The organism is Prochlorococcus sp. MIT 1011 (genome assembly GCF_047305235.1).
GTDB lineage: Bacteria > Cyanobacteriota > Cyanobacteriia > PCC-6307 > Cyanobiaceae > Prochlorococcus_B.
In genome coordinates, this window is the sequence record NZ_CP138983.1 from 81,238 (window position 1) to 98,518 (window position 17,281).

Genomic DNA, 17,281 nt, shown 5'->3' on the forward strand with positions numbered 1-17,281 from the left:
TATTACTTATAGTATTTTTATGATTAAATATCTTCTTCACTAGTGCCTAAAAAATCAATAATTTCTTTATCTCTGAGGCTTTGAGATTCGTTAATGAGAATTTGTTTTTTCTTTATTGGAATATTAGTTTTTTCAATTAAATCTTGTAATCCAATTATATGATTTTCTAAGTGATCAATCCTGTCCATTAAATTTTTAATAACACTTCCTTCAGCATCTGGTAATGCTGAATGTGCAAGAGGATTAATGTTCACTCCACTTTGATGAACCACTCTTCCAGGAATTCCTACAACTGTGCTATTTTTTTCAACATTTTTAACGACTACAGATCCAGCACCGATTCTGGTATTTGAACCTATTTTTATAGCACCTAGTACTTTTGCTCCAGCTCCAACTACAACGTTTTCCTGAAGAGTTGGATGACGTTTGCCGCTGTCTTTCCCTGTCCCCCCAAGTGTGACTCCTTGGTAAAGAAGGCATCTATCGCCAATTTCACTCGTTTCTCCTATTACCACCCCCATACCATGATCAATAAAAACGCCTCTTCCTATTTTTGCTCCTGGATGGATCTCAATACCAGTTATATTCCTTGTTAATTGACTAAGCACTCTAGGTAACAAAGGAAGTTTGTAATTCCATAATTTATGACTAATACGATGCAAAACTAATGCTTGAAAGCCTGGATAGCAAAGTACAATTTCAAGAAAACCTCTTGCAGCAGGATCTCTTTCTTTAATAATTTTGAAATCTGATTTAATTAATTTAATCATCGATTAAGTCAGTAGTTTTTTGCTCGAGAAGACCGATTTCTTTACGTAATTCTTCTATGGTGGAATCACTAAGGTACTTATCTGCGCAGTGGATTTGGGGCATTCTCATTAATTGAGATATATTTTGCCTCAAGGTATGTTCAATAACAGGCTGGCTCGGACTATCACAAATGACGTGACTTGACGCTCTCAACAAAGCAATAAGACGGCTCCCTACATCAGGATTGGCAGTCATCAAAAGAATTTCATTACCGCGCATGCTGTGTAAAATTACCTCTGCTGCTCTCAGTATTCCTGGGCTAATGCTCACTATCCCTACACAACTGCCTGAACGAAGCTTATTTAAAATTGTTAGCTCTTTTTGAAAATCACTAAGATCTACTGCTACAGCTCTGACCTGATGACGTTTAGCTATCTCTTCTAAGGGTTGTAAAAAATATCTACTTGTTACCACTGTCCCTTGGCTAGAACTTTCTAAAACACTTTCAAGTTCCTCCATTGGGACAACCTCGACAGGGACATCTAAATGAGGAGCTAACTCTTCTGCAATCAGTAATGATGCCCCTATATCTTCTCTTGGAGTACTAACAAGTAAACGTGCTCCACATCTAAGTCTCCAATCAATTTCACGAGTAAATAATTCTCTGGTTTGTTGCAAGGTGCAACCTGAATTTAAAAGCTCATCAATACTTTTACGCACCTCATTGTCTATGTCTTTGACGACTTTTTTACGTATTGAGGCTGAGCTGTTTCTTACATCTTTTTGTTTCTGTTGATCTCTAACATAGATACCTGAACCGGCAATCGCTTCTACGACCCCATCAGTTTCAAGTTGTCTATAAACTTTACTAATTGTGTTCCTATGAAGTCCTGTTTGCATTGCTAGTTGTCTAGTACTAGGCAACCTATGTCCAGGGGGGTAATGTCTAGCTGCTATTGCAAAACAAATTTGATTGTATAACTGACTTGAGGCAGGGATTTCACTTTCTTGTTGTATGTGGAATCTCACAGATATATGACAGGTTTTAATGTGGCTAGATTAATTAAAAGAATACCAAGTGACAATTATTTATTTGTCTGATTTCAACTTTACTTAATTTAATTGATCGTCCTTAAAGCTTTTTTGGGTTCAGTTACATCTTTTTCTTTCTTTAATAATGGAGTTTTACGCGGTGTTAAAAACATAATCATATTTCTTCCCTCTCTCTTTGGAGATTGTTGAACTTCTGCTTTCTCTTCAAGATCATTTGCCATTCTTTTTAAAAGAGTTTCGGCTAGAGCTGTATGTTGTATTTCGCGACCTCTGAAAATAACTGTACATTTGACTTTGTCTCCAGCTTTTAAGAATCGAGTGGCTTGACTAATACGAACTTGATAATCGTGTTGATCAATTTTGTATCGCATTTTTACTTCTTTAACTTCTGTTTGATGTGATTTCTTCTTAGCCTCTTTTGCTTTTTTTTCTTGCTCAAACTTGAATTTTCCGTAATTCATTATCCTGCATACTGGAGGAGTTGCTTTTTCGCTCACTAAAACAAGATCTAGCTCTCGGTCCTTAGCAACTTCTAAAGCTTCTTCACGGCTGATTACACCAAGTTGGGTGCCATCTGAATCAACTACTCGCAGACTTTGATAGCTGATTCTTTCATTAATGTTTGGCAACTCCCTTTCTGGAGCGCGACGATCAAAACGAGGACGTGGTGGCATTCAGTATTTAAATTAGGTGGAAAGAACCTTTGGACTAATTCTAAGCGTATATGAAATTATCAACTTAGAACCTCATCAATAGACGATAAAGCTTCGGAGAGTGCATTCTCGTCATTTAGCCATTTTGAATTATGTTTATTCCTGAACCAAGTTTTTTGCCTTTTGGCTAGCTGGAGTGTGCGTTTGGTTGTTATTGCTAGGGCCTCCTCAAAGTTTATCTTTCCATTAATAATAGACCTTGCTTCCCCATATCCAATAGTTTTTAGCAACTGTAAATCATTTCCATATTTAATAATCATATTTTCAGTTTCTTCAATCAATCCGTTTTTATACATTTTTTTAGTTCTTTCCTTGATTCTCGTGGTTAAATTTTCAGGGCTTAAACCAAGCTCTAAAATTTCCCATGGAGGAGGAATTGAACTTTTTTGCTTTGAAAAACTTTTTCCTGTGGCATAAAAAACCTCTAGAGCCCTAATTGTTCTTATTGCATCGTGGGGATGTATTTGTTCTGCAGCCTTAGGGTCACAACATTTTAATAAACTATGCCTTTCGTTCTTTTCTATTTTATTAAGTTGTTCTCTTAAGAATTTTTGAGGAGGCACTCCAGGAGGATTAAGTCCACCAATTAATGATTGAAGATATAGTCCACTTCCTCCAACAAGTAAAATTAACTTATGGTTTTTTAATTCTTCCTCCATGGAAGTTCTTGCTAGCAAATAAAATTCATAAAAATTTATTGGTTTTGAAGGTAAGCATAAATCAATTAAAAAATGAGGAACTTGTCTTTGTTGTTCTGGTGTTGGTTTGGCAGTCCCAATATCCATATCGATGTATATTTGACGCGAATCAACATTGTGAATATTGGTTTTGATTTTGTTTGCAATATCAATTGCCAGTTCGGTTTTCCCGCCTGCAGTTGGACCCATGAGGGCTATTACGAGTGGTCTATTGGGTTGCATAATTCTTTGTTCTGAAGTTTTATTAGCAGTAATTGCATGACAATTAATTATTTTGATTTGGTTTTGGAATTTTTCCAAAGACTTTCCGTAATACCAATGTTAAATTGAAATTTCAGGAAAGGTTTCGACTAATGATCGTATCAAAGACAACCTGGCCTGTTTGCTTTAACCCGAATGAGTAAAGATTCAAAAGTCCAAGCGGCTTATGGTGCTGAGCAGATCCAAGTACTGGAAGGCTTGGAACCTGTCAGGAAGCGCCCTGGAATGTATATAGGCTCAACTGGGTCTAAAGGGCTTCATCATCTTGTATATGAAGTTGTTGATAATGCGGTAGATGAGGCACTTGCAGGCCATTGTGATCAAATAACTATTTTACTTTGTAATGATGGTTCAGCATCTATTACTGACAATGGTCGAGGAATTCCAACTGATATTCATCCTCGCACTGGCAAAAGTGCACTAGAGACAGTGTTGACTGTTCTGCATGCAGGTGGAAAGTTTGGAAGTGGAGGATACAAGGTCTCTGGAGGCTTGCATGGAGTTGGTATCTCTGTAGTAAATGCTTTGAGTGAGTGGGTAGAGGTAACAGTTCGCAGACAAAAAAAAATTCATTTCCAGAGATTTGAAAGAGGTGCATCAATTGGAAATTTAAAATCAGAGAATCTTTCCAAGGCAGATCAAAACTTAACTGGGACCACTGTTTGTTTTAAACCTGATGAAAAGATTTTTACTGATGGTATAGCTTTTGAATACGGAATATTATCTTCGAGGCTTAGAGAACTTGCATATTTGAATGGAGGAGTTCGAATTGTCTTTCGTGATGAAAGGAAAAAGTTAAACGATTCTAGACAAATTCCTCATGAAGAAGTTTATTTTTATGAAGGTGGAATTAAAGAATACGTTGAATATATGACTAAGGAAAAAGACTCACTACATCCAGAGATAATTTATGTCAATTCTGAAAAAGATGGAGTTCAAGTAGAAGCAGCAATGCAATGGTGTGTTGATGCTTATTCAGACAGTATTCTTGGATTTGCCAATAATATTCGCACGATCGATGGTGGAACTCATATTGAGGGATTAAAAACAGTATTAACTAGAACTTTAAATACATTTGCCAAGAAAAGAGGTAAAAGAAAAGACTCCGACTCAAATTTAGCAGGAGAAAATATTAGAGAAGGATTAACCGCTGTTCTATCGGTAAAAGTCCCAGATCCAGAATTTGAAGGCCAAACAAAAACTAAATTAGGAAATACTGAAGTGCGCGGAATTGTTGATAATTTGGTTGGTGAATCTCTCAGTCAATATTTAGAATTTAATCCAGGTATAATAGACTTGATTTTAGAGAAAGCAATTCAAGCTTTTAATGCTGCTGAGGCAGCAAGAAGAGCTAGAGAGCTTGTTCGCAGAAAAAGTGTTTTAGAAAGTTCTACATTGCCTGGTAAACTTGCAGATTGTAGTTCAAGAGACCCATCAGAATCGGAGATTTATATAGTTGAGGGAGATTCTGCTGGTGGATCAGCTAAGCAAGGCAGAGATAGAAAATTCCAGGCAATTCTTCCATTGAGAGGTAAAATTCTAAATATTGAAAAAACTGATGATGCGAAGATCTATAAAAATACTGAGATTCAATCTTTAATAACGGCTCTTGGTTTAGGTATTAAAGGTGAAGATTTTGAAGTTAAGAATCTCAGGTATCACAGAGTAGTAATAATGACTGATGCTGATGTTGATGGTGCACATATTAGAACGTTGCTTTTGACTTTCTTTTATAGGTATCAAAAGGCCCTTGTGGAAGGTGGTTATATTTATATTGCTTGTCCTCCTCTCTATAAAGTAGAACGAGGGAAAAAACATACTTATTGCTATAACGAATCAGATTTGCAAAAAACTATTGCAAGTTTTGGAGAAAAGGCTAATTATACAATTCAAAGATTTAAAGGGTTAGGAGAAATGATGCCCAAACAACTATGGGAAACAACAATGGATCCTACAACAAGAATGATGAAAAGAGTTGAGATAGAAGATGCGCTTGAAGCTGATCGAATATTTACAATTTTAATGGGTGATAAAGTTGCACCACGAAGAGAGTTTATTGAAACTCATAGTGTTGAACTTGATCTTGCAACTTTAGATATTTGATGAATATAATTAGTACTTTTATTGTTTGGACATGGCTTTTAGGTATTGCTTTGGTAGTGCCCACAACATTACCTGCTGGAGGTGCGCAAGAATCAATTATCCAAAATAGAAAAAATAATGTTGGATCACCAATAATTGCATTGAAAGACTTTAACTTGCTTTCTTCAGCCTCGAATAATTCATCTATTTTAACGCGTGTTAAAGCAGGAACTCCAGTCAAAATTTTGAAAATATGGGATAGTTCTGATAGGGAAAAATGGTTATTAGTTAATATTTTAATTCAGGATTTTAATCAACTCTTTTATAAAAGAGGATGGGTAAATATTGGCCAATCTTGATACATTTCAGCATATTCTATTGGTTTCTATTGGTGCAGTATTTGGAGTAAATGCCAGATTTATAATTTACCAAAAACTTAAAGAAATAAATATAAATGGATATTTTGTTATTTTAGCAATTAATACTTTTTCTTGTTTTCTTCTTGGTTTATTTATTTCTATTTTACCCAAGATAAAATCTTTAACTTTTTCATCTCAATTAGCATTGTTTTTTTTGATTGGTTTTTTAGGAAGCCTAAGTACTTTTTCTACTTTTGTTTATGATTTATTTGATTTATGTGTAAAATTTAAGTTTTTTAAAGCATTAAAACTATTTTCCTTTTCTTTTTCTTTAGGAATATTAGCTTTAGCTTTGGGTTCCTCTTTAGGTAATTAATAAATGAGTAATTTTCTAAAGAAAAATAAATTCTTTCTTATTTCAATAGGGGCTGTTCCAGGTGCTTTATTTCGATGGCAGATTGATGATGTTTTTATAGTAAATATAATTGGTTGTTTTTTATTAGGGATGATAAATTCTTTGCCTATTTCTCGCAGATATAAATTGATTTTTGGGTTTGGATTTTGTGGCTCTTTAACTACATTTAGTGGCTGGTCTTTTCAATTATTCCAATTAATTAGTAAAGGTTTATATAAATTATTTTTTTTGAATTCATTTTTAATTGTACTAATTGGTTTTATTGCTATTTGTTTAGGTGATTTGTTTGCTAGGAAAGTTATTAATTAGTTAAGTAAACCTTCAATAGCTTTTTGAATTTCCACACTATCTGGTTCGACTGAACTTTTGAACCTTGAGATGGCCTCTCCTTCTCTATTAATAAGAAATTTCTCGAAATTCCATTCAACGTCTCCAGCTGGATCGATTTTATTCAATGTTGTAAATGGTTCTGTTGTATTGCCTTTTGCATGAACTTTTTGGAAAAGTTGGAAATTTGCTCCATATGATATTGAACAGAATTTTTTGATCTCTTCTAGTTCTCCAGGTTCTTGGTTCCCAAAATCATTACATGGAAAACCTAAAACTCTGAAACCTTTTGATTCGTACTTGTCTTGAAGACTTTGAAGAGCTTTATATTGCTTAGTGAATCCGCATTTGCTTGCAACATTGACAATCAATAATACATCTCCTTTGAAATGATCAAAAGTTATTTTTTCATTATCGAAAGAGAGGACTTGAACTTTGCTGATATTTACGGACATGGATATTGAAGTAACAAAAATGGAAGTTAGTCATAAAATAATAGAGGCTTGTTGCTCCGAATATGAAAGAACAATTAGGGGCATCTAGTGAGACTCAATCTTTAGCGAATGGCAGTTGGGTCGCTGAGGCAGTTGCACAGCAATTAGAAGCAATGCTTTCCGCAGGCAATTACGACGGAGTTAAATCACTCCTGAGTCCTTTACAGCCTGTTGACATAGCTCAGGCTATTGATACGTTGCCCATGATTTTACAAGCCTTGGCTTTTAGGTTGTTAAATAAAAATGAAGCTATCGAAGTTTATGAATATTTAGATCCCTCAGTTCAACAAAATCTTTTAGATCGCTTGAGATCAAATGAAGTACTTGACTTGGTTGAGGAGATGTCACCTGATGACCGCGTTCGTCTTTTTGATGAATTACCTGCAAAAGTTGTAAGACGTTTGCTCGCAGAGCTGAGCCCCGAGGAAAGACGTGTAACTGCTCAACTTTTGGGTTACGCATCCGAAACAGCTGGGAGATTGATGACTACAGAATTTATAGATCTTAAAGAATTTCTTAGTGTCTCACAAGCATTGAAACTGGTAAGACAAAGAGCTACTTTTTCAGAAACAATTTATAGCCTTTATGTAACTGATAAAGAGAGACACCTGACTGGAATTTTATCTTTAAGGGATCTAGTGGTGGCTGATCCTGGATCACTTATTGGGGAAGTTATGACAAGAGAGGTTGTTAATGTAAGAACAGATACTGATCAGGAAGAGGTTGCAAGAGCAATTCAAAGATATGATTTTTTAGCTTTACCTGTCGTCGACCTTGAAAAAAGATTAGTTGGCATTGTCACTGTGGATGACGTGATAGATGTTATTGAGCAAGAGGCAACTAGGGATATTTATGCCGCTGGTGCAGTTCAAGCTGGGGATGAAGATGATTACTTCCAAAGTAATTTATTCGTTGTAGCTAGACGCCGAATTGTCTGGCTTGCTGTTTTGGTTTTAGCGAATGGATTAACAACTCAAGTTATTGCAATGAATGATGAGGTTCTGAAACAAGTGGTTTTATTGGCTGCTTTCATTCCGTTATTAATTGGTGCAGGTGGCAATGTTGGGGCTCAAAGTTCAACGGTTGTTATTAGAGGTTTAAGTACTCAACGTATTCAACGACTTGGTCTATTCAGGGCTGTCGCTAAAGAATCTTTAGCTGGAGCGTTGCTAGGTATTTTAATGGCTATTTTCGTTGTCCCTTTTGCTTGGTGGCAAGGAGAGGGACCCTTGGTTGCTACAGCTGTAGGTATAAGTTTGATGGCTATTACAACTCTTGCTGCGACGGCCGGTGCTTCTTTGCCTTTGCTTTTTGATCGCATGGGATTAGACCCCGCTTTAATGTCTGCTCCCTTCATCACTACCGCTACAGATGTTGCAGGAGTGTTGATCTACTTAAAAACAGCTTCTTGGCTTTTAGGGAGACTGGCGTAGAATCCGACTGAGTGTTTGTACTCAAAGTGCGGGGAGCCGATCCCTATGTAATTGATCTTTACAATTCTTAGTAGTAAGCTTTACAAAACTAAACAAACCTATGGCAACGGCAGTAGAGGCTCTTCAAACAAAGAAAACAACTACCGTTGCTTCTGCAAGGTCTTTATCTGACATTGATTTAGTTCGTTCTTATCTAAGAGATATTGGAAGAGTACCTTTGCTTTCGCATGAGCAAGAAATAACTTTGGGAAGACAGGTTCAAGATCTAATGGTTCTTGAAAATATTGAATCAGAACTTGAGAGTGATTTGGGAGAAAAACCTGAGATTAGTTTACTTGCTGAAAAAGTGGGAATGTCTATTTTTCAACTCAAAAAGAAGCTAAAAAGTGGGCGAAGAGCAAAGGAGAGAATGGTTGCGGCCAATCTTCGTTTAGTTGTGAGTGTGGCTAAGAAATATACGAAAAGAAATATGGAACTATTAGATTTAATTCAAGAGGGAACAATTGGGTTGGTTCGAGGTGTTGAGAAATTTGATCCAACTCGTGGATATAAGTTTTCAACTTATGCATACTGGTGGATTCGACAAGGAATTACAAGAGCAATTGCTGAAAAAAGTAGATCTATAAGACTTCCTATTCACATAACTGAAATGCTAAATAAACTTAAAAAAGGTCAACGGGAGTTAAGCCAAGAACTTTCTAGAACTCCATCATTAAAAGAATTATCTGAATACGTTGAATTGCCTGAAGATGATGTTAAAGACCTTATGAGCAAAGCGGGCCAGCCAGTTAGTTTGGAAACAAAAATTGGCGATGGAGAAGATACTATTTTACTGGATTTATTATCTAACGAAATTGATATGCCTTCTGAGCAGATAGAAAGCGATTGTATGAAAGGAGATTTAGAATCATTACTTGAACAATTACCTGAATTACAAAATCGAGTATTAAGAATGCGTTATGGAATGGATGGTGATGATCCAATGAGTTTAACTGGGATTGGAAGAGTCCTAGGAATTAGTAGAGATAGAGTAAGAAATCTAGAGCGTGATGGATTGAGAGGGCTTAGAAAAACAGGTGAATCAGTTCAAGCCTACATGGCTTCTTGAATTATTTTCTCAATAATTGGATTGACTTTCTCTGGCATTTCGTCGTGAGGACAATGCCCTGCATTAGAAATAATCTCTAAAGACTTTATACATTTAAATGTTTTACTCCATCTTTTTGCTTCTTTAACGGGCTCCCAGGGATCTTTCTCGCCCCAAATTAAATGTACTGGTTTTTCGAAGTGTGTAAGTAAATCAGGAGCGAGATAATCATCAAATAGATTAATGAATCCTCTAAACGCTTCTTTTGCTCCTTTCCTTTGAGTTGGTTGAAAAAGTATATCTATTAATTCTTGATTAACGTTACCTCCGCTTGGATAAGCTATTTTTAATATCTTTGATATAAATTTGGGATTTGCTGCGTTTTTGAACAGGGTTGAACTTAAAAATCTTTTCCTTACTACTGTTTTAATGACTGGTCTAAGAAATCGCATTAATAATGATTGTTCGGCTAGCCGTTTATCATCCATTGTTCGCTGAGCACAATCAATTAAAACTACTCCTAAGCATTTTTGAGATAATTTGTTTGATGTGTTTAATGCTATTACCCCCCCAATTGAATTTCCTATTAATAAGACGGGTTTTTTAACTACTTCATTGCAAAAATCAAAAACTTGCTGACTCCAACTATCAAAGCAGTAAAAGAAACTTTTAGAGGTTTTTCTTTCATATAGTAAATAAGAATTTGGCTGACTACTCTCTCCGAATCCTACTAAATCTAATGCATAGCAAGGTGCTTTTAAACCTATCTTTTTTTGATTCATTCTCCAATGATCTTTAGATGCACCAAACCCATGTATTAAGACTATTGCAATTGGAGAAGGTATCTCTTCTCCCTCAACTTGCCAAGCAATTTGAAGATTTTGCCAAGTCCAGAATTGTTTCATAAGTTCTTAGCTGAAGATAGTAATACCATCATAAATATATCTAAGAATTTATATTTATTTGTTAATAAGATTTAGTTTGATTGAATGCTAATTCGTGAGTATTTATAGGCATCAAAATTTGATATTTAATTTATTTCTGTGAATTTATTAAATAGATGGTTTTTCTAAATTAGTGGGGTTAAAATGAATATTATTTAAAATGTATAATATCATGAAATCGGCTATTGGATGAATACATTTGGTATAGTTGAAGTTCAAATGAGTTAAAATATAAATTAAAATATTCATATTTTAATTTTTCATTCTTAAATGATTGGACAGATTTAATTTAAAAATGGAGATTATTACTAATATAAATGATATTCAAAATGATTTATTAATATGGTTTTCTAATCAAGGTCGTCTTGGAATACCTTGGAAACTTAAAGAGGATGGATCTATGCCTGAAACTGGCGAGATGCTCTCTCCCTATGGGATTTGGATTGCGGAGGTAATGCTCCAGCAAACTCAATTAAAGGTAGTACTTCGATATTGGAAAAAATGGATGATAACTTTCCCGGATTTGTTAGCCTTGGCAGAAGCAGATGAGCAAGAAGTTCTTTTGCTTTGGCAAGGTCTTGGTTATTATTCTAGAGCGAAAAGACTTCATAAATCTTCAAAATTATTAGTCAATTTAATTGGCAAAAATAATATTTTGGATTTTTCTTTTTGGCCCGTTGAATTAGATCAATGGATGGCACTTCCTGGAATTGGGAAAAGTACAGCGGGTAGTATTATTTCCTCAGCGTTTGATTTATCATTTCCAATTTTGGATGGTAATGTTAGAAGAATTCTATCCAGATTGATTGCAAGTAATAAATCTAGTCAGCAAGATACGAAAAGATTATGGAGTTTAAGTGAGCAGTTAGTCCCTAATCATAATCCTAGGGACTTCAATCAAGCTTTGATGGACTTAGGTGCAATAGTTTGCACAGCAAATAAGCCTAAATGTAATGTTTGTCCTATTCAAAATTATTGTCTTGCTTTTTTAAAGTACGATCCGATCGACTTCCCTAAGAGAAATTTGAAAAAAGAGATTCCTTTTCAAGAAATTGGTCTTGCTCTTGTTTTTAATAAAGATGGAGAAATACTTATTGATCAGCGTCTAGATAGTGGAAGTATGGGAGGGATGTGGGAATTCCCAGGAGGTAAAAAAGAGTCAAATGAACCTATAGAAAAGACTATAACAAGAGAAATAAAAGAGGAAATTGGAATTGATATTAAACTTGTTGAGAAGTTATTATCTTTCGAACACACCTATAGTCACAAGAAACTTTTTTTTACTGTTTATATATGTGATTTTTTTTCTGGCAAACCCAGAGCTTTAGCATGTCAAAAATTACTTTGGGTCAAACCTAATAGACTTTTGGAGTTTCCTTTCCCAGCTGCTAATACAAAAATTATTTTTGCATTATTTAAACATCTTGGCATTGAAAAAGAAAATCTATGATTTATTGATAATTTTATGAAAAATGACTTTATTGATACTCAAGATTCAATGAAATCTTCAAATGTAATCTCTGTTGGTGAAGCTTTAATTGATCGTCTTGGTCCACCAGGAGGTGATCCTTCCCGTGACAAGCCAGTAACAGATTGTTTTGGAGGAGCTCCGGCAAATGTTGCTTGTGCATTAAGTCGATTGGGGGCAAGTGTTTCTTTTATGGGCGCCCTGGGAAATGATTTGATTGGTAAGGATTTTAAGAATTTGATGATTGATAGAGGAATAAATATAGTTGGTTTGCAGGAAGATAAGCTTCGTCCCACAAGGATTGTTTTAGTTAGAAGAGAAGATGATGGCGAAAGAGTATTTGGGGGGTTTGAAGGGGAAAAGGGGTTGGGATTTGCTGATCAAGCTATTTCCAAGAAAAAGATTATTCAAGATTGGCAATTAGTTTCAAAGAAAGCTAAGTGGTTAATTATTGGAACAATTCCCTTGGCTTCTGAAATCTCAGCAGATTCTTTTTTATGGTGTGTCGAAAAGGCGTGTAATTCTGGAATAAAAATAGCTATAGATTTGAATTGGAGGCCTACTTTTTGGCGAAAAAAAGCTTCAAAATCACTAGCCCCGACGCTTGAGGAGAAAATCCAAGTAAATTTAATTTTGAAAAATGCTTCGCTCATAAAACTTGCAAAAGAGGAGGCGGAATGGTTTTTCGATTCATCAAATCCAAGAGATATTTCATTTTCTTTATCTCAAAGACCATCTGTAATTGTTACGGATGGTCCTCGTCCTGTTGCATGGTATCTAAATAATATTTATGGACAATCGAATGCCATTTCACCATCTTCAATAATTGATACTACAGGAGCCGGAGATGCTTTTACTGCGGGATTAATTTACAAACTTTTATCGATTGATCTAGATGAAATAAATCAAAAAATTGCTCAAGATATAATTCAATTTGCGATTGCATGTGGCGCACATGTATGTAAAGGGGTAGGGGCGATAAATCCACAACCTTATCTTGAAGATATTGATAATTTATTGTCTTTATATAATGGAGGAATAAGCTGAAAATTTCGGGCTTTTTTATTTAAGGAATATTCTAGTTTTCCTCTCCAAGCATCAGGCATTGGAAGAGATAATCTTTCTGGCCATTCAACAACCATCAATGCTCCCATGGCTTTTGATTCTTCTTCTTCTTGTAAAAAAAATTCGTTTGCTGCATGTGGCTCTTCAATTCTATAAAGATCAAGATGGATCAATGGAGGAGATCCCAAAGGATAATGTTGAGATAAAGGAAAAGTTGGAGAAGTTATGGGCTCTTGAATTAGTAGACTTTTTGCAATTCCTTTAACTAATGTCGTTTTTCCTGCTCCAAGAGGCCCATATAAAAGGAGAATGCTTAGATTTGGAAATTTTTTTGTTAATGTTGATCCTAATGACATAGTTGATTCAGGTTCGTCTAGAGTCCAGCAGTAATTATTGTTCTGCTGAGCAAATGAATTAAAAACCTTGAATTGTTTTTCACTATCTTTTCTCACAATCTCCCATAGAGAGTTCAATTTATGTTCGCAGCAACCAAGTCAAATCTCAACAGTATTGATAAGAATACTGATTACGTAGTTAAGGATATAACCGAAGCAGAATTCGGCAGAAAAGAACTTTTGATAGCTGAAACAGAAATGCCTGGTTTAATGGCACTGAGAAAAAAATATGGAACCGAAAAACCATTAAAAGGGGCTTTCATTGCAGGTAGTCTCCACATGACTATTCAAACAGGAGTTCTTATTGAGACTCTTGTTGAACTTGGTGCAAAAGTTAGATGGGCTTCATGTAATATTTTTTCTACTCAAGATCATGCTGCTGCAGCTGTTGCAAATTCAGGAGTCCCAGTATTTGCTAAAAAGGGTGAAACTTTAGATGAATACTGGGAATATACTCATAAAATTTTCGAATGGAGAGATGGTGAATCTGCCAATATGATTCTTGACGATGGTGGAGATGCGACTGGATTGATTGTCTTGGGGAGCAAAGCAGAAGAAGATATTTCAGTTCTAGATAACCCTTCAAATGAAGAGGAAATAGCTTTATTTGCATCTATCAAGAAAAAACTTTCTCAAGATCCAAATTTTTATTCAACAGCTAAGTCGTTTATCAAAGGCGTAACTGAAGAAACCACAACTGGTGTAGCACGTCTTTACCAAATGGAAAAGAATGGAGAACTTGTCTTCCCAGCAATTAACGTAAATGATTCTGTTACCAAAAGTAAATTTGACAATCTTTATGGTTGCCGAGAATCCTTGGTTGATGGAATTAAAAGAGCTACAGATGTAATGGTGGCTGGCAAGGTAGCCCTTGTTATGGGCTATGGGGATGTTGGTAAAGGTTCTGCTCAGTCACTAAGAGGTTTAGGGGCGACAGTAATGATTTCTGAGATAGATCCTATATGCGCTCTTCAAGCGGCAATGGAGGGTTTCAGAGTAGTTAGACTAGATGAAGTAGTTGAAGATGTGGATATTTTTGTTACTGCTACGGGGAACTTCCAAGTTATTCGTCATGAGCATTTAATCAAGATGAAAAATGAGTCGATAGTTTGTAATATTGGTCATTTTGATAATGAAATAGAGGTTTCCTCATTAAAGTCCTATGAATGGGAAAATATTAAACCTCAAGTTGATCACATAACTCTGCCAAGCGGCAATAAAATTATTCTTTTAGCAGAGGGAAGATTAGTCAATCTTGGATGTGCTACTGGTCATCCAAGTTTTGTTATGAGCAATTCTTTTACTAATCAAGTATTAGCTCAAATTGAATTATTCAAATATGGAGTTAAATATTTGAAAAAAGTTTATGTTTTGCCAAAACATCTCGATGAGATGGTAGCTATTCTTCATTTAGATAAGATAGGAGCAAGGTTAACTAAGTTAACTCAAGAACAAGCTGATTACATTAATGTTCCAATTCAAGGGCCCTATAAGACAGATCAATATCGTTATTAATTTATTTCAATAATAAAAACTAAATGGAAATATCAGAATTTATATCTTCTTTACCAATATTGATAGGAAATGCCGTAGAGACTAACCAGTGGATTGGTTATGGATCAATCTTATTAGCGATGTTTTTGGAAAATCTAATTCCTCCAATACCTTCGGAATTAATAATGCCTCTTGGTGGCTTTTATGTGGCTCAAGGGCAATTAGATTTTTTCCCAGTTGTTTTAGCAGGATTAACAGGAACCGTAATTGGGGCTTTGCCTTGGTACGGAATTGGCAAATTAGTTAATGAAGAAAGACTTGAGAAATGGCTTGAGAATAATGGACGATGGATTGGAATTAATCCTCAGGATCTTGCTCGAAGTCGTAAATGGTTCAATAGGTATGGAGTCTCTTTGGTGTTTTGGGGAAGATTAGTACCTGGAATTAGGACCTTGATTTCAGTCCCTGCCGGGGTGGAGTTGATGCCCATTACTCCTTTTCTTATTTGGACGACAGCTGGGAGCTTGATATGGACTTTATTTTTAACAATTACAGGATTTTATCTGGGAGATAATTATGCAAATATTGAAACGTGGATTAGTCCTTTTTCAAGTGTTTTTAAAATCATTATTATTTCATGTATATCAGTTGCACTAGTAACTTTGATTTATAAAACTCTTCGTAAACTAATTATCAATTAAAATAATATTTTTTAAAATGGGATTTCATCATTACTCGGCTGTTGATTAAAAGAGTTGTTGTTTTGAAAATTACTATTTTCTGAATCTCTTTTCGATCCTAATAATTCAAGACGATCAACTCTGACAACTGGTTTGTTTCTATCTTCTCCTGTATTACGATCCTTCCAACTATCCATTTTGAAGCTACCAGTTACGCCTATCAATGAGCCTTTTTTTACGTAATCTGCTGCTACTTGCGCTTGTTTTCCCCAGATTTCAAGATTAAACCAATCTGGTTCATCCTCTCGATTTCTTCTGTTTACAGCCATAGTTAAATTTGCTACCACCGTTCCAGATTCAAAATATCGAACTTCAGGATCTCTTCCTGCTCTGCCTACAAGAGTGACTGAATTTATTCCCATTTTTGCCTCTGATGTTTATTGGTTGCTAAATAATATATTTATCTTAGTTCAACTCTCTTTATGATTGTTGAAATGATTGAAATCCGTGTTTTTTAACCGTTTCAAATTCTCCCGAGATATTGGGATCGATTTAGGTACAGCTAATACATTGATTTATGTTTCTGGTAAAGGAATTGTTTTACAAGAACCATCAGTAGTAGCAATGGATTTGGAGGAAGGAGTCCCTTTGGCTGTAGGTAATGATGCAAAATTAATGTTAGGTCGAACTCCTGGGAATATACGTGCTGTTAGACCACTGCGTGATGGAGTGATAGCTGATTTTGATGCAGCAGAGCAAATGCTTAAGACATTTATTCAAAAGTGCAATGAGGGAAGAGGAATCATTGCTCCTCGACTAGTGGTTGGTATCCCTAGTGGAGTGACTGGTGTAGAGAGAAGAGCAGTTCGTGAAGCTGGTCTCGCTGGAGCAAGAGAGGTACATTTGATTGATGAGCCTGTAGCTGCTGCAATAGGAGCTTCTTTGCCAGTCACAGAGCCTATTGGAACAATGATTGTTGATATTGGTGGAGGGACTACTGAAGTGGCTGTTTTAAGTCTTGGTGGAACAGTTTTAAGTGAATCTGTAAGAGTTGCGGGTGATGAGATTAATGATTCTATCGCTACTTATTTGAAGAAAGTACACAATTTAGTGGTCGGGGAGAGAACTGCTGAAGAGATAAAAATTAAAATTGGATCAGCTTTTCCATCTAATGAATTTGATTTGCAATCAATAGATGTAAGGGGCTTACATTTACTCTCAGGTCTGCCTCGTTCAATCAATTTGAAAGCAGGCGATTTACGTGAAGCCATGTCAGAACCTTTGAATAAGATTGTTGATGCTGTGAAAAGAACTCTTGAGAGAACTCCACCTGAGCTTGCTGCAGACATTGTTGATAGGGGGATAATGCTTGCGGGAGGCGGAGCATTGGTTAGAGGAATTAGTGATCTTTTAAGTCATGAAACAGGGATTTTTACTCACGTAGCTGAAGATCCCTTGTTGTGCGTTGTAAATGGATGTGGTTTGGTATTGGATGATTTTAAATCAATGCGAAGAGTTGTAGATACGCCTGATTTTGCTAGAAATGTAATTAGAGATTAAATA

General features: G+C 35.5%; 19 protein-coding genes. 11 read left to right on the plus strand and 8 right to left on the minus strand.

Annotated features, from left to right (window positions below; translation table 11 throughout):
* Window positions 1–23: 23 nt before the first annotated feature.
* The 4 genes from cysE to miaA all read right to left on the minus strand — a co-directional run bounded on the left by cysE (window position 24) and on the right by miaA (window position 3,436).
* On the minus strand, window positions 24–770 hold the full coding sequence (cysE, locus tag SIB75_RS00350; protein WP_413683493.1) for a serine O-acetyltransferase: 747 nt from the start codon (window positions 768–770) through the stop codon (window positions 24–26).
* The gene (locus tag SIB75_RS00355) at window positions 763–1,779 is read right to left on the minus strand and encodes a GntR family transcriptional regulator (protein WP_413683494.1); all 1,017 of its coding nucleotides are present in this window, start codon (window positions 1,777–1,779) and stop codon (window positions 763–765) included. The genes cysE and SIB75_RS00355 overlap by 8 nt, the downstream gene beginning before the upstream one ends.
* A gap of 89 nt (window positions 1,780–1,868) precedes the next feature.
* Complete coding sequence (gene infC, locus SIB75_RS00360) at window positions 1,869–2,477, minus strand: translation initiation factor IF-3 (RefSeq protein ID WP_413683495.1); 609 nt, start codon at window positions 2,475–2,477, stop codon at window positions 1,869–1,871.
* A 59-nt stretch (window positions 2,478–2,536) separates the two neighbouring features.
* Entirely contained in the window at window positions 2,537–3,436 is a 900-nt protein-coding gene (gene miaA / locus SIB75_RS00365) for a tRNA (adenosine(37)-N6)-dimethylallyltransferase MiaA (RefSeq protein ID WP_413684879.1), read from the minus strand.
* Between the two features lie 174 nt (window positions 3,437–3,610).
* Between miaA and gyrB the strand changes: the two genes are divergently transcribed.
* From gyrB to SIB75_RS00385, 4 genes are read left to right on the plus strand one after another with little or no spacing between them, the layout of a single operon-like run.
* Window positions 3,611–5,578 carry a DNA topoisomerase (ATP-hydrolyzing) subunit B gene (gene gyrB / locus SIB75_RS00370; RefSeq protein ID WP_413683496.1) on the plus strand — a complete coding sequence of 656 codons (1,968 nt, stop codon included), beginning with the start codon at window positions 3,611–3,613 and terminating at the stop codon, window positions 5,576–5,578.
* The gene (locus tag SIB75_RS00375) at window positions 5,578–5,916 is read left to right on the plus strand and encodes a hypothetical protein (RefSeq protein WP_413683497.1); all 339 of its coding nucleotides are present in this window, start codon (window positions 5,578–5,580) and stop codon (window positions 5,914–5,916) included. The genes gyrB and SIB75_RS00375 overlap by 1 nt, the downstream gene beginning before the upstream one ends.
* The gene (locus SIB75_RS00380; protein ID WP_413683498.1) at window positions 5,903–6,292 is read left to right on the plus strand and encodes a fluoride efflux transporter FluC; all 390 of its coding nucleotides are present in this window, start codon (window positions 5,903–5,905) and stop codon (window positions 6,290–6,292) included. Before SIB75_RS00375 ends, SIB75_RS00380 begins: the two co-directional genes overlap by 14 nt.
* Window positions 6,293–6,295: 3 nt before the next feature.
* Window positions 6,296–6,640 carry a fluoride efflux transporter FluC gene (locus SIB75_RS00385; protein ID WP_413683499.1) on the plus strand — a complete coding sequence of 115 codons (345 nt, stop codon included), beginning with the start codon at window positions 6,296–6,298 and terminating at the stop codon, window positions 6,638–6,640.
* On the opposite strand, the gene SIB75_RS00390 is transcribed toward SIB75_RS00385, so the two are convergent.
* Window positions 6,637–7,113 (minus strand): glutathione peroxidase, encoded by a 477-nt coding sequence (locus tag SIB75_RS00390; RefSeq protein WP_413683500.1) that lies wholly within the window; start codon window positions 7,111–7,113, stop codon window positions 6,637–6,639. The two genes, SIB75_RS00385 and SIB75_RS00390, sit on opposite strands and share 4 nt — an antisense overlap.
* 62 nt (window positions 7,114–7,175) lie before the next feature.
* On the opposite strand from SIB75_RS00390, the gene mgtE reads away from it, so the two are divergent.
* Window positions 7,176–8,585: a magnesium transporter gene (gene mgtE, locus SIB75_RS00395; RefSeq protein ID WP_413683502.1), complete on the plus strand. Its 1,410-nt coding sequence runs from the start codon at window positions 7,176–7,178 to the stop codon at window positions 8,583–8,585.
* A gap of 100 nt (window positions 8,586–8,685) precedes the next feature.
* Window positions 8,686–9,693, plus strand: coding sequence for an RpoD/SigA family RNA polymerase sigma factor (locus SIB75_RS00400; RefSeq protein WP_413683503.1), 1,008 nt, complete (start codon window positions 8,686–8,688; stop codon window positions 9,691–9,693).
* Here SIB75_RS00400 and SIB75_RS00405 read toward each other — a convergent pair.
* Window positions 9,678–10,577 (minus strand): alpha/beta fold hydrolase, encoded by a 900-nt coding sequence (locus SIB75_RS00405; RefSeq protein ID WP_413683504.1) that lies wholly within the window; start codon window positions 10,575–10,577, stop codon window positions 9,678–9,680. The genes SIB75_RS00400 and SIB75_RS00405 overlap by 16 nt on opposite strands.
* A gap of 334 nt (window positions 10,578–10,911) precedes the next feature.
* On the opposite strand from SIB75_RS00405, the gene mutT reads away from it, so the two are divergent.
* The gene (gene mutT / locus SIB75_RS00410) at window positions 10,912–12,066 is read left to right on the plus strand and encodes an 8-oxo-dGTP diphosphatase MutT (protein WP_413683505.1); all 1,155 of its coding nucleotides are present in this window, start codon (window positions 10,912–10,914) and stop codon (window positions 12,064–12,066) included.
* Window positions 12,067–12,081: 15 nt separating this feature from the next.
* Window positions 12,082–13,131, plus strand: coding sequence for a carbohydrate kinase family protein (locus SIB75_RS00415; protein ID WP_413683506.1), 1,050 nt, complete (start codon window positions 12,082–12,084; stop codon window positions 13,129–13,131).
* On the opposite strand, the gene tsaE is transcribed toward SIB75_RS00415, so the two are convergent.
* On the minus strand, window positions 13,077–13,601 hold the full coding sequence (gene tsaE, locus SIB75_RS00420; protein WP_413684880.1) for a tRNA (adenosine(37)-N6)-threonylcarbamoyltransferase complex ATPase subunit type 1 TsaE: 525 nt from the start codon (window positions 13,599–13,601) through the stop codon (window positions 13,077–13,079). The two genes, SIB75_RS00415 and tsaE, sit on opposite strands and share 55 nt — an antisense overlap.
* Before the next feature lie 24 nt (window positions 13,602–13,625).
* On the opposite strand from tsaE, the gene ahcY reads away from it, so the two are divergent.
* Both ahcY and SIB75_RS00430 read left to right on the plus strand, forming a co-directional pair.
* On the plus strand, window positions 13,626–15,059 hold the full coding sequence (gene ahcY / locus SIB75_RS00425) for an adenosylhomocysteinase (RefSeq protein ID WP_413683507.1): 1,434 nt from the start codon (window positions 13,626–13,628) through the stop codon (window positions 15,057–15,059).
* Window positions 15,060–15,082: 23 nt separating this feature from the next.
* Window positions 15,083–15,739: a DedA family protein gene (locus tag SIB75_RS00430; RefSeq protein ID WP_413683508.1), complete on the plus strand. Its 657-nt coding sequence runs from the start codon at window positions 15,083–15,085 to the stop codon at window positions 15,737–15,739.
* 11 nt (window positions 15,740–15,750) lie between these two features.
* On the opposite strand, the gene SIB75_RS00435 is transcribed toward SIB75_RS00430, so the two are convergent.
* The gene (locus SIB75_RS00435; RefSeq protein WP_413683509.1) at window positions 15,751–16,140 is read right to left on the minus strand and encodes a single-stranded DNA-binding protein; all 390 of its coding nucleotides are present in this window, start codon (window positions 16,138–16,140) and stop codon (window positions 15,751–15,753) included.
* 85 nt (window positions 16,141–16,225) lie between these two features.
* Here SIB75_RS00435 and SIB75_RS00440 point away from each other — a divergent pair, with 85 nt between their 5' ends.
* Window positions 16,226–17,278, plus strand: coding sequence for a rod shape-determining protein (locus SIB75_RS00440; RefSeq protein ID WP_413683510.1), 1,053 nt, complete (start codon window positions 16,226–16,228; stop codon window positions 17,276–17,278).
* Window positions 17,279–17,281: the final 3 nt, after the last annotated feature.

What these genes read in the sequence shown, in the direction of transcription:
- mgtE (WP_413683502.1), top strand. Translation starts at nt 7,176, where the DNA reads ATGAAAGAACAATTAGGGGCATCTAGTGAGACTCAATCTTTAGCGAAT.
- SIB75_RS00385 (WP_413683499.1), top strand. Translation starts at nt 6,296, where the DNA reads ATGAGTAATTTTCTAAAGAAAAATAAATTCTTTCTTATTTCAATAGGG.
- SIB75_RS00405 (WP_413683504.1), bottom strand. Translation starts at nt 10,577, where the DNA reads ATGAAACAATTCTGGACTTGGCAAAATCTTCAAATTGCTTGGCAAGTT.
- ahcY (WP_413683507.1), top strand. Translation starts at nt 13,626, where the DNA reads ATGTTCGCAGCAACCAAGTCAAATCTCAACAGTATTGATAAGAATACT.
- cysE (WP_413683493.1), bottom strand. Translation starts at nt 770, where the DNA reads ATGATTAAATTAATTAAATCAGATTTCAAAATTATTAAAGAAAGAGAT.
- SIB75_RS00400 (WP_413683503.1), top strand. Translation starts at nt 8,686, where the DNA reads ATGGCAACGGCAGTAGAGGCTCTTCAAACAAAGAAAACAACTACCGTT.
- miaA (WP_413684879.1), bottom strand. Translation starts at nt 3,436, where the DNA reads ATGCAACCCAATAGACCACTCGTAATAGCCCTCATGGGTCCAACTGCA.
- mutT (WP_413683505.1), top strand. Translation starts at nt 10,912, where the DNA reads ATGGAGATTATTACTAATATAAATGATATTCAAAATGATTTATTAATA.
- SIB75_RS00430 (WP_413683508.1), top strand. Translation starts at nt 15,083, where the DNA reads ATGGAAATATCAGAATTTATATCTTCTTTACCAATATTGATAGGAAAT.
- SIB75_RS00435 (WP_413683509.1), bottom strand. Translation starts at nt 16,140, where the DNA reads ATGGGAATAAATTCAGTCACTCTTGTAGGCAGAGCAGGAAGAGATCCT.
- gyrB (WP_413683496.1), top strand. Translation starts at nt 3,611, where the DNA reads ATGAGTAAAGATTCAAAAGTCCAAGCGGCTTATGGTGCTGAGCAGATC.
- SIB75_RS00375 (WP_413683497.1), top strand. Translation starts at nt 5,578, where the DNA reads ATGAATATAATTAGTACTTTTATTGTTTGGACATGGCTTTTAGGTATT.
- SIB75_RS00390 (WP_413683500.1), bottom strand. Translation starts at nt 7,113, where the DNA reads ATGTCCGTAAATATCAGCAAAGTTCAAGTCCTCTCTTTCGATAATGAA.
- infC (WP_413683495.1), bottom strand. Translation starts at nt 2,477, where the DNA reads ATGCCACCACGTCCTCGTTTTGATCGTCGCGCTCCAGAAAGGGAGTTG.
- SIB75_RS00415 (WP_413683506.1), top strand. Translation starts at nt 12,082, where the DNA reads ATGAAAAATGACTTTATTGATACTCAAGATTCAATGAAATCTTCAAAT.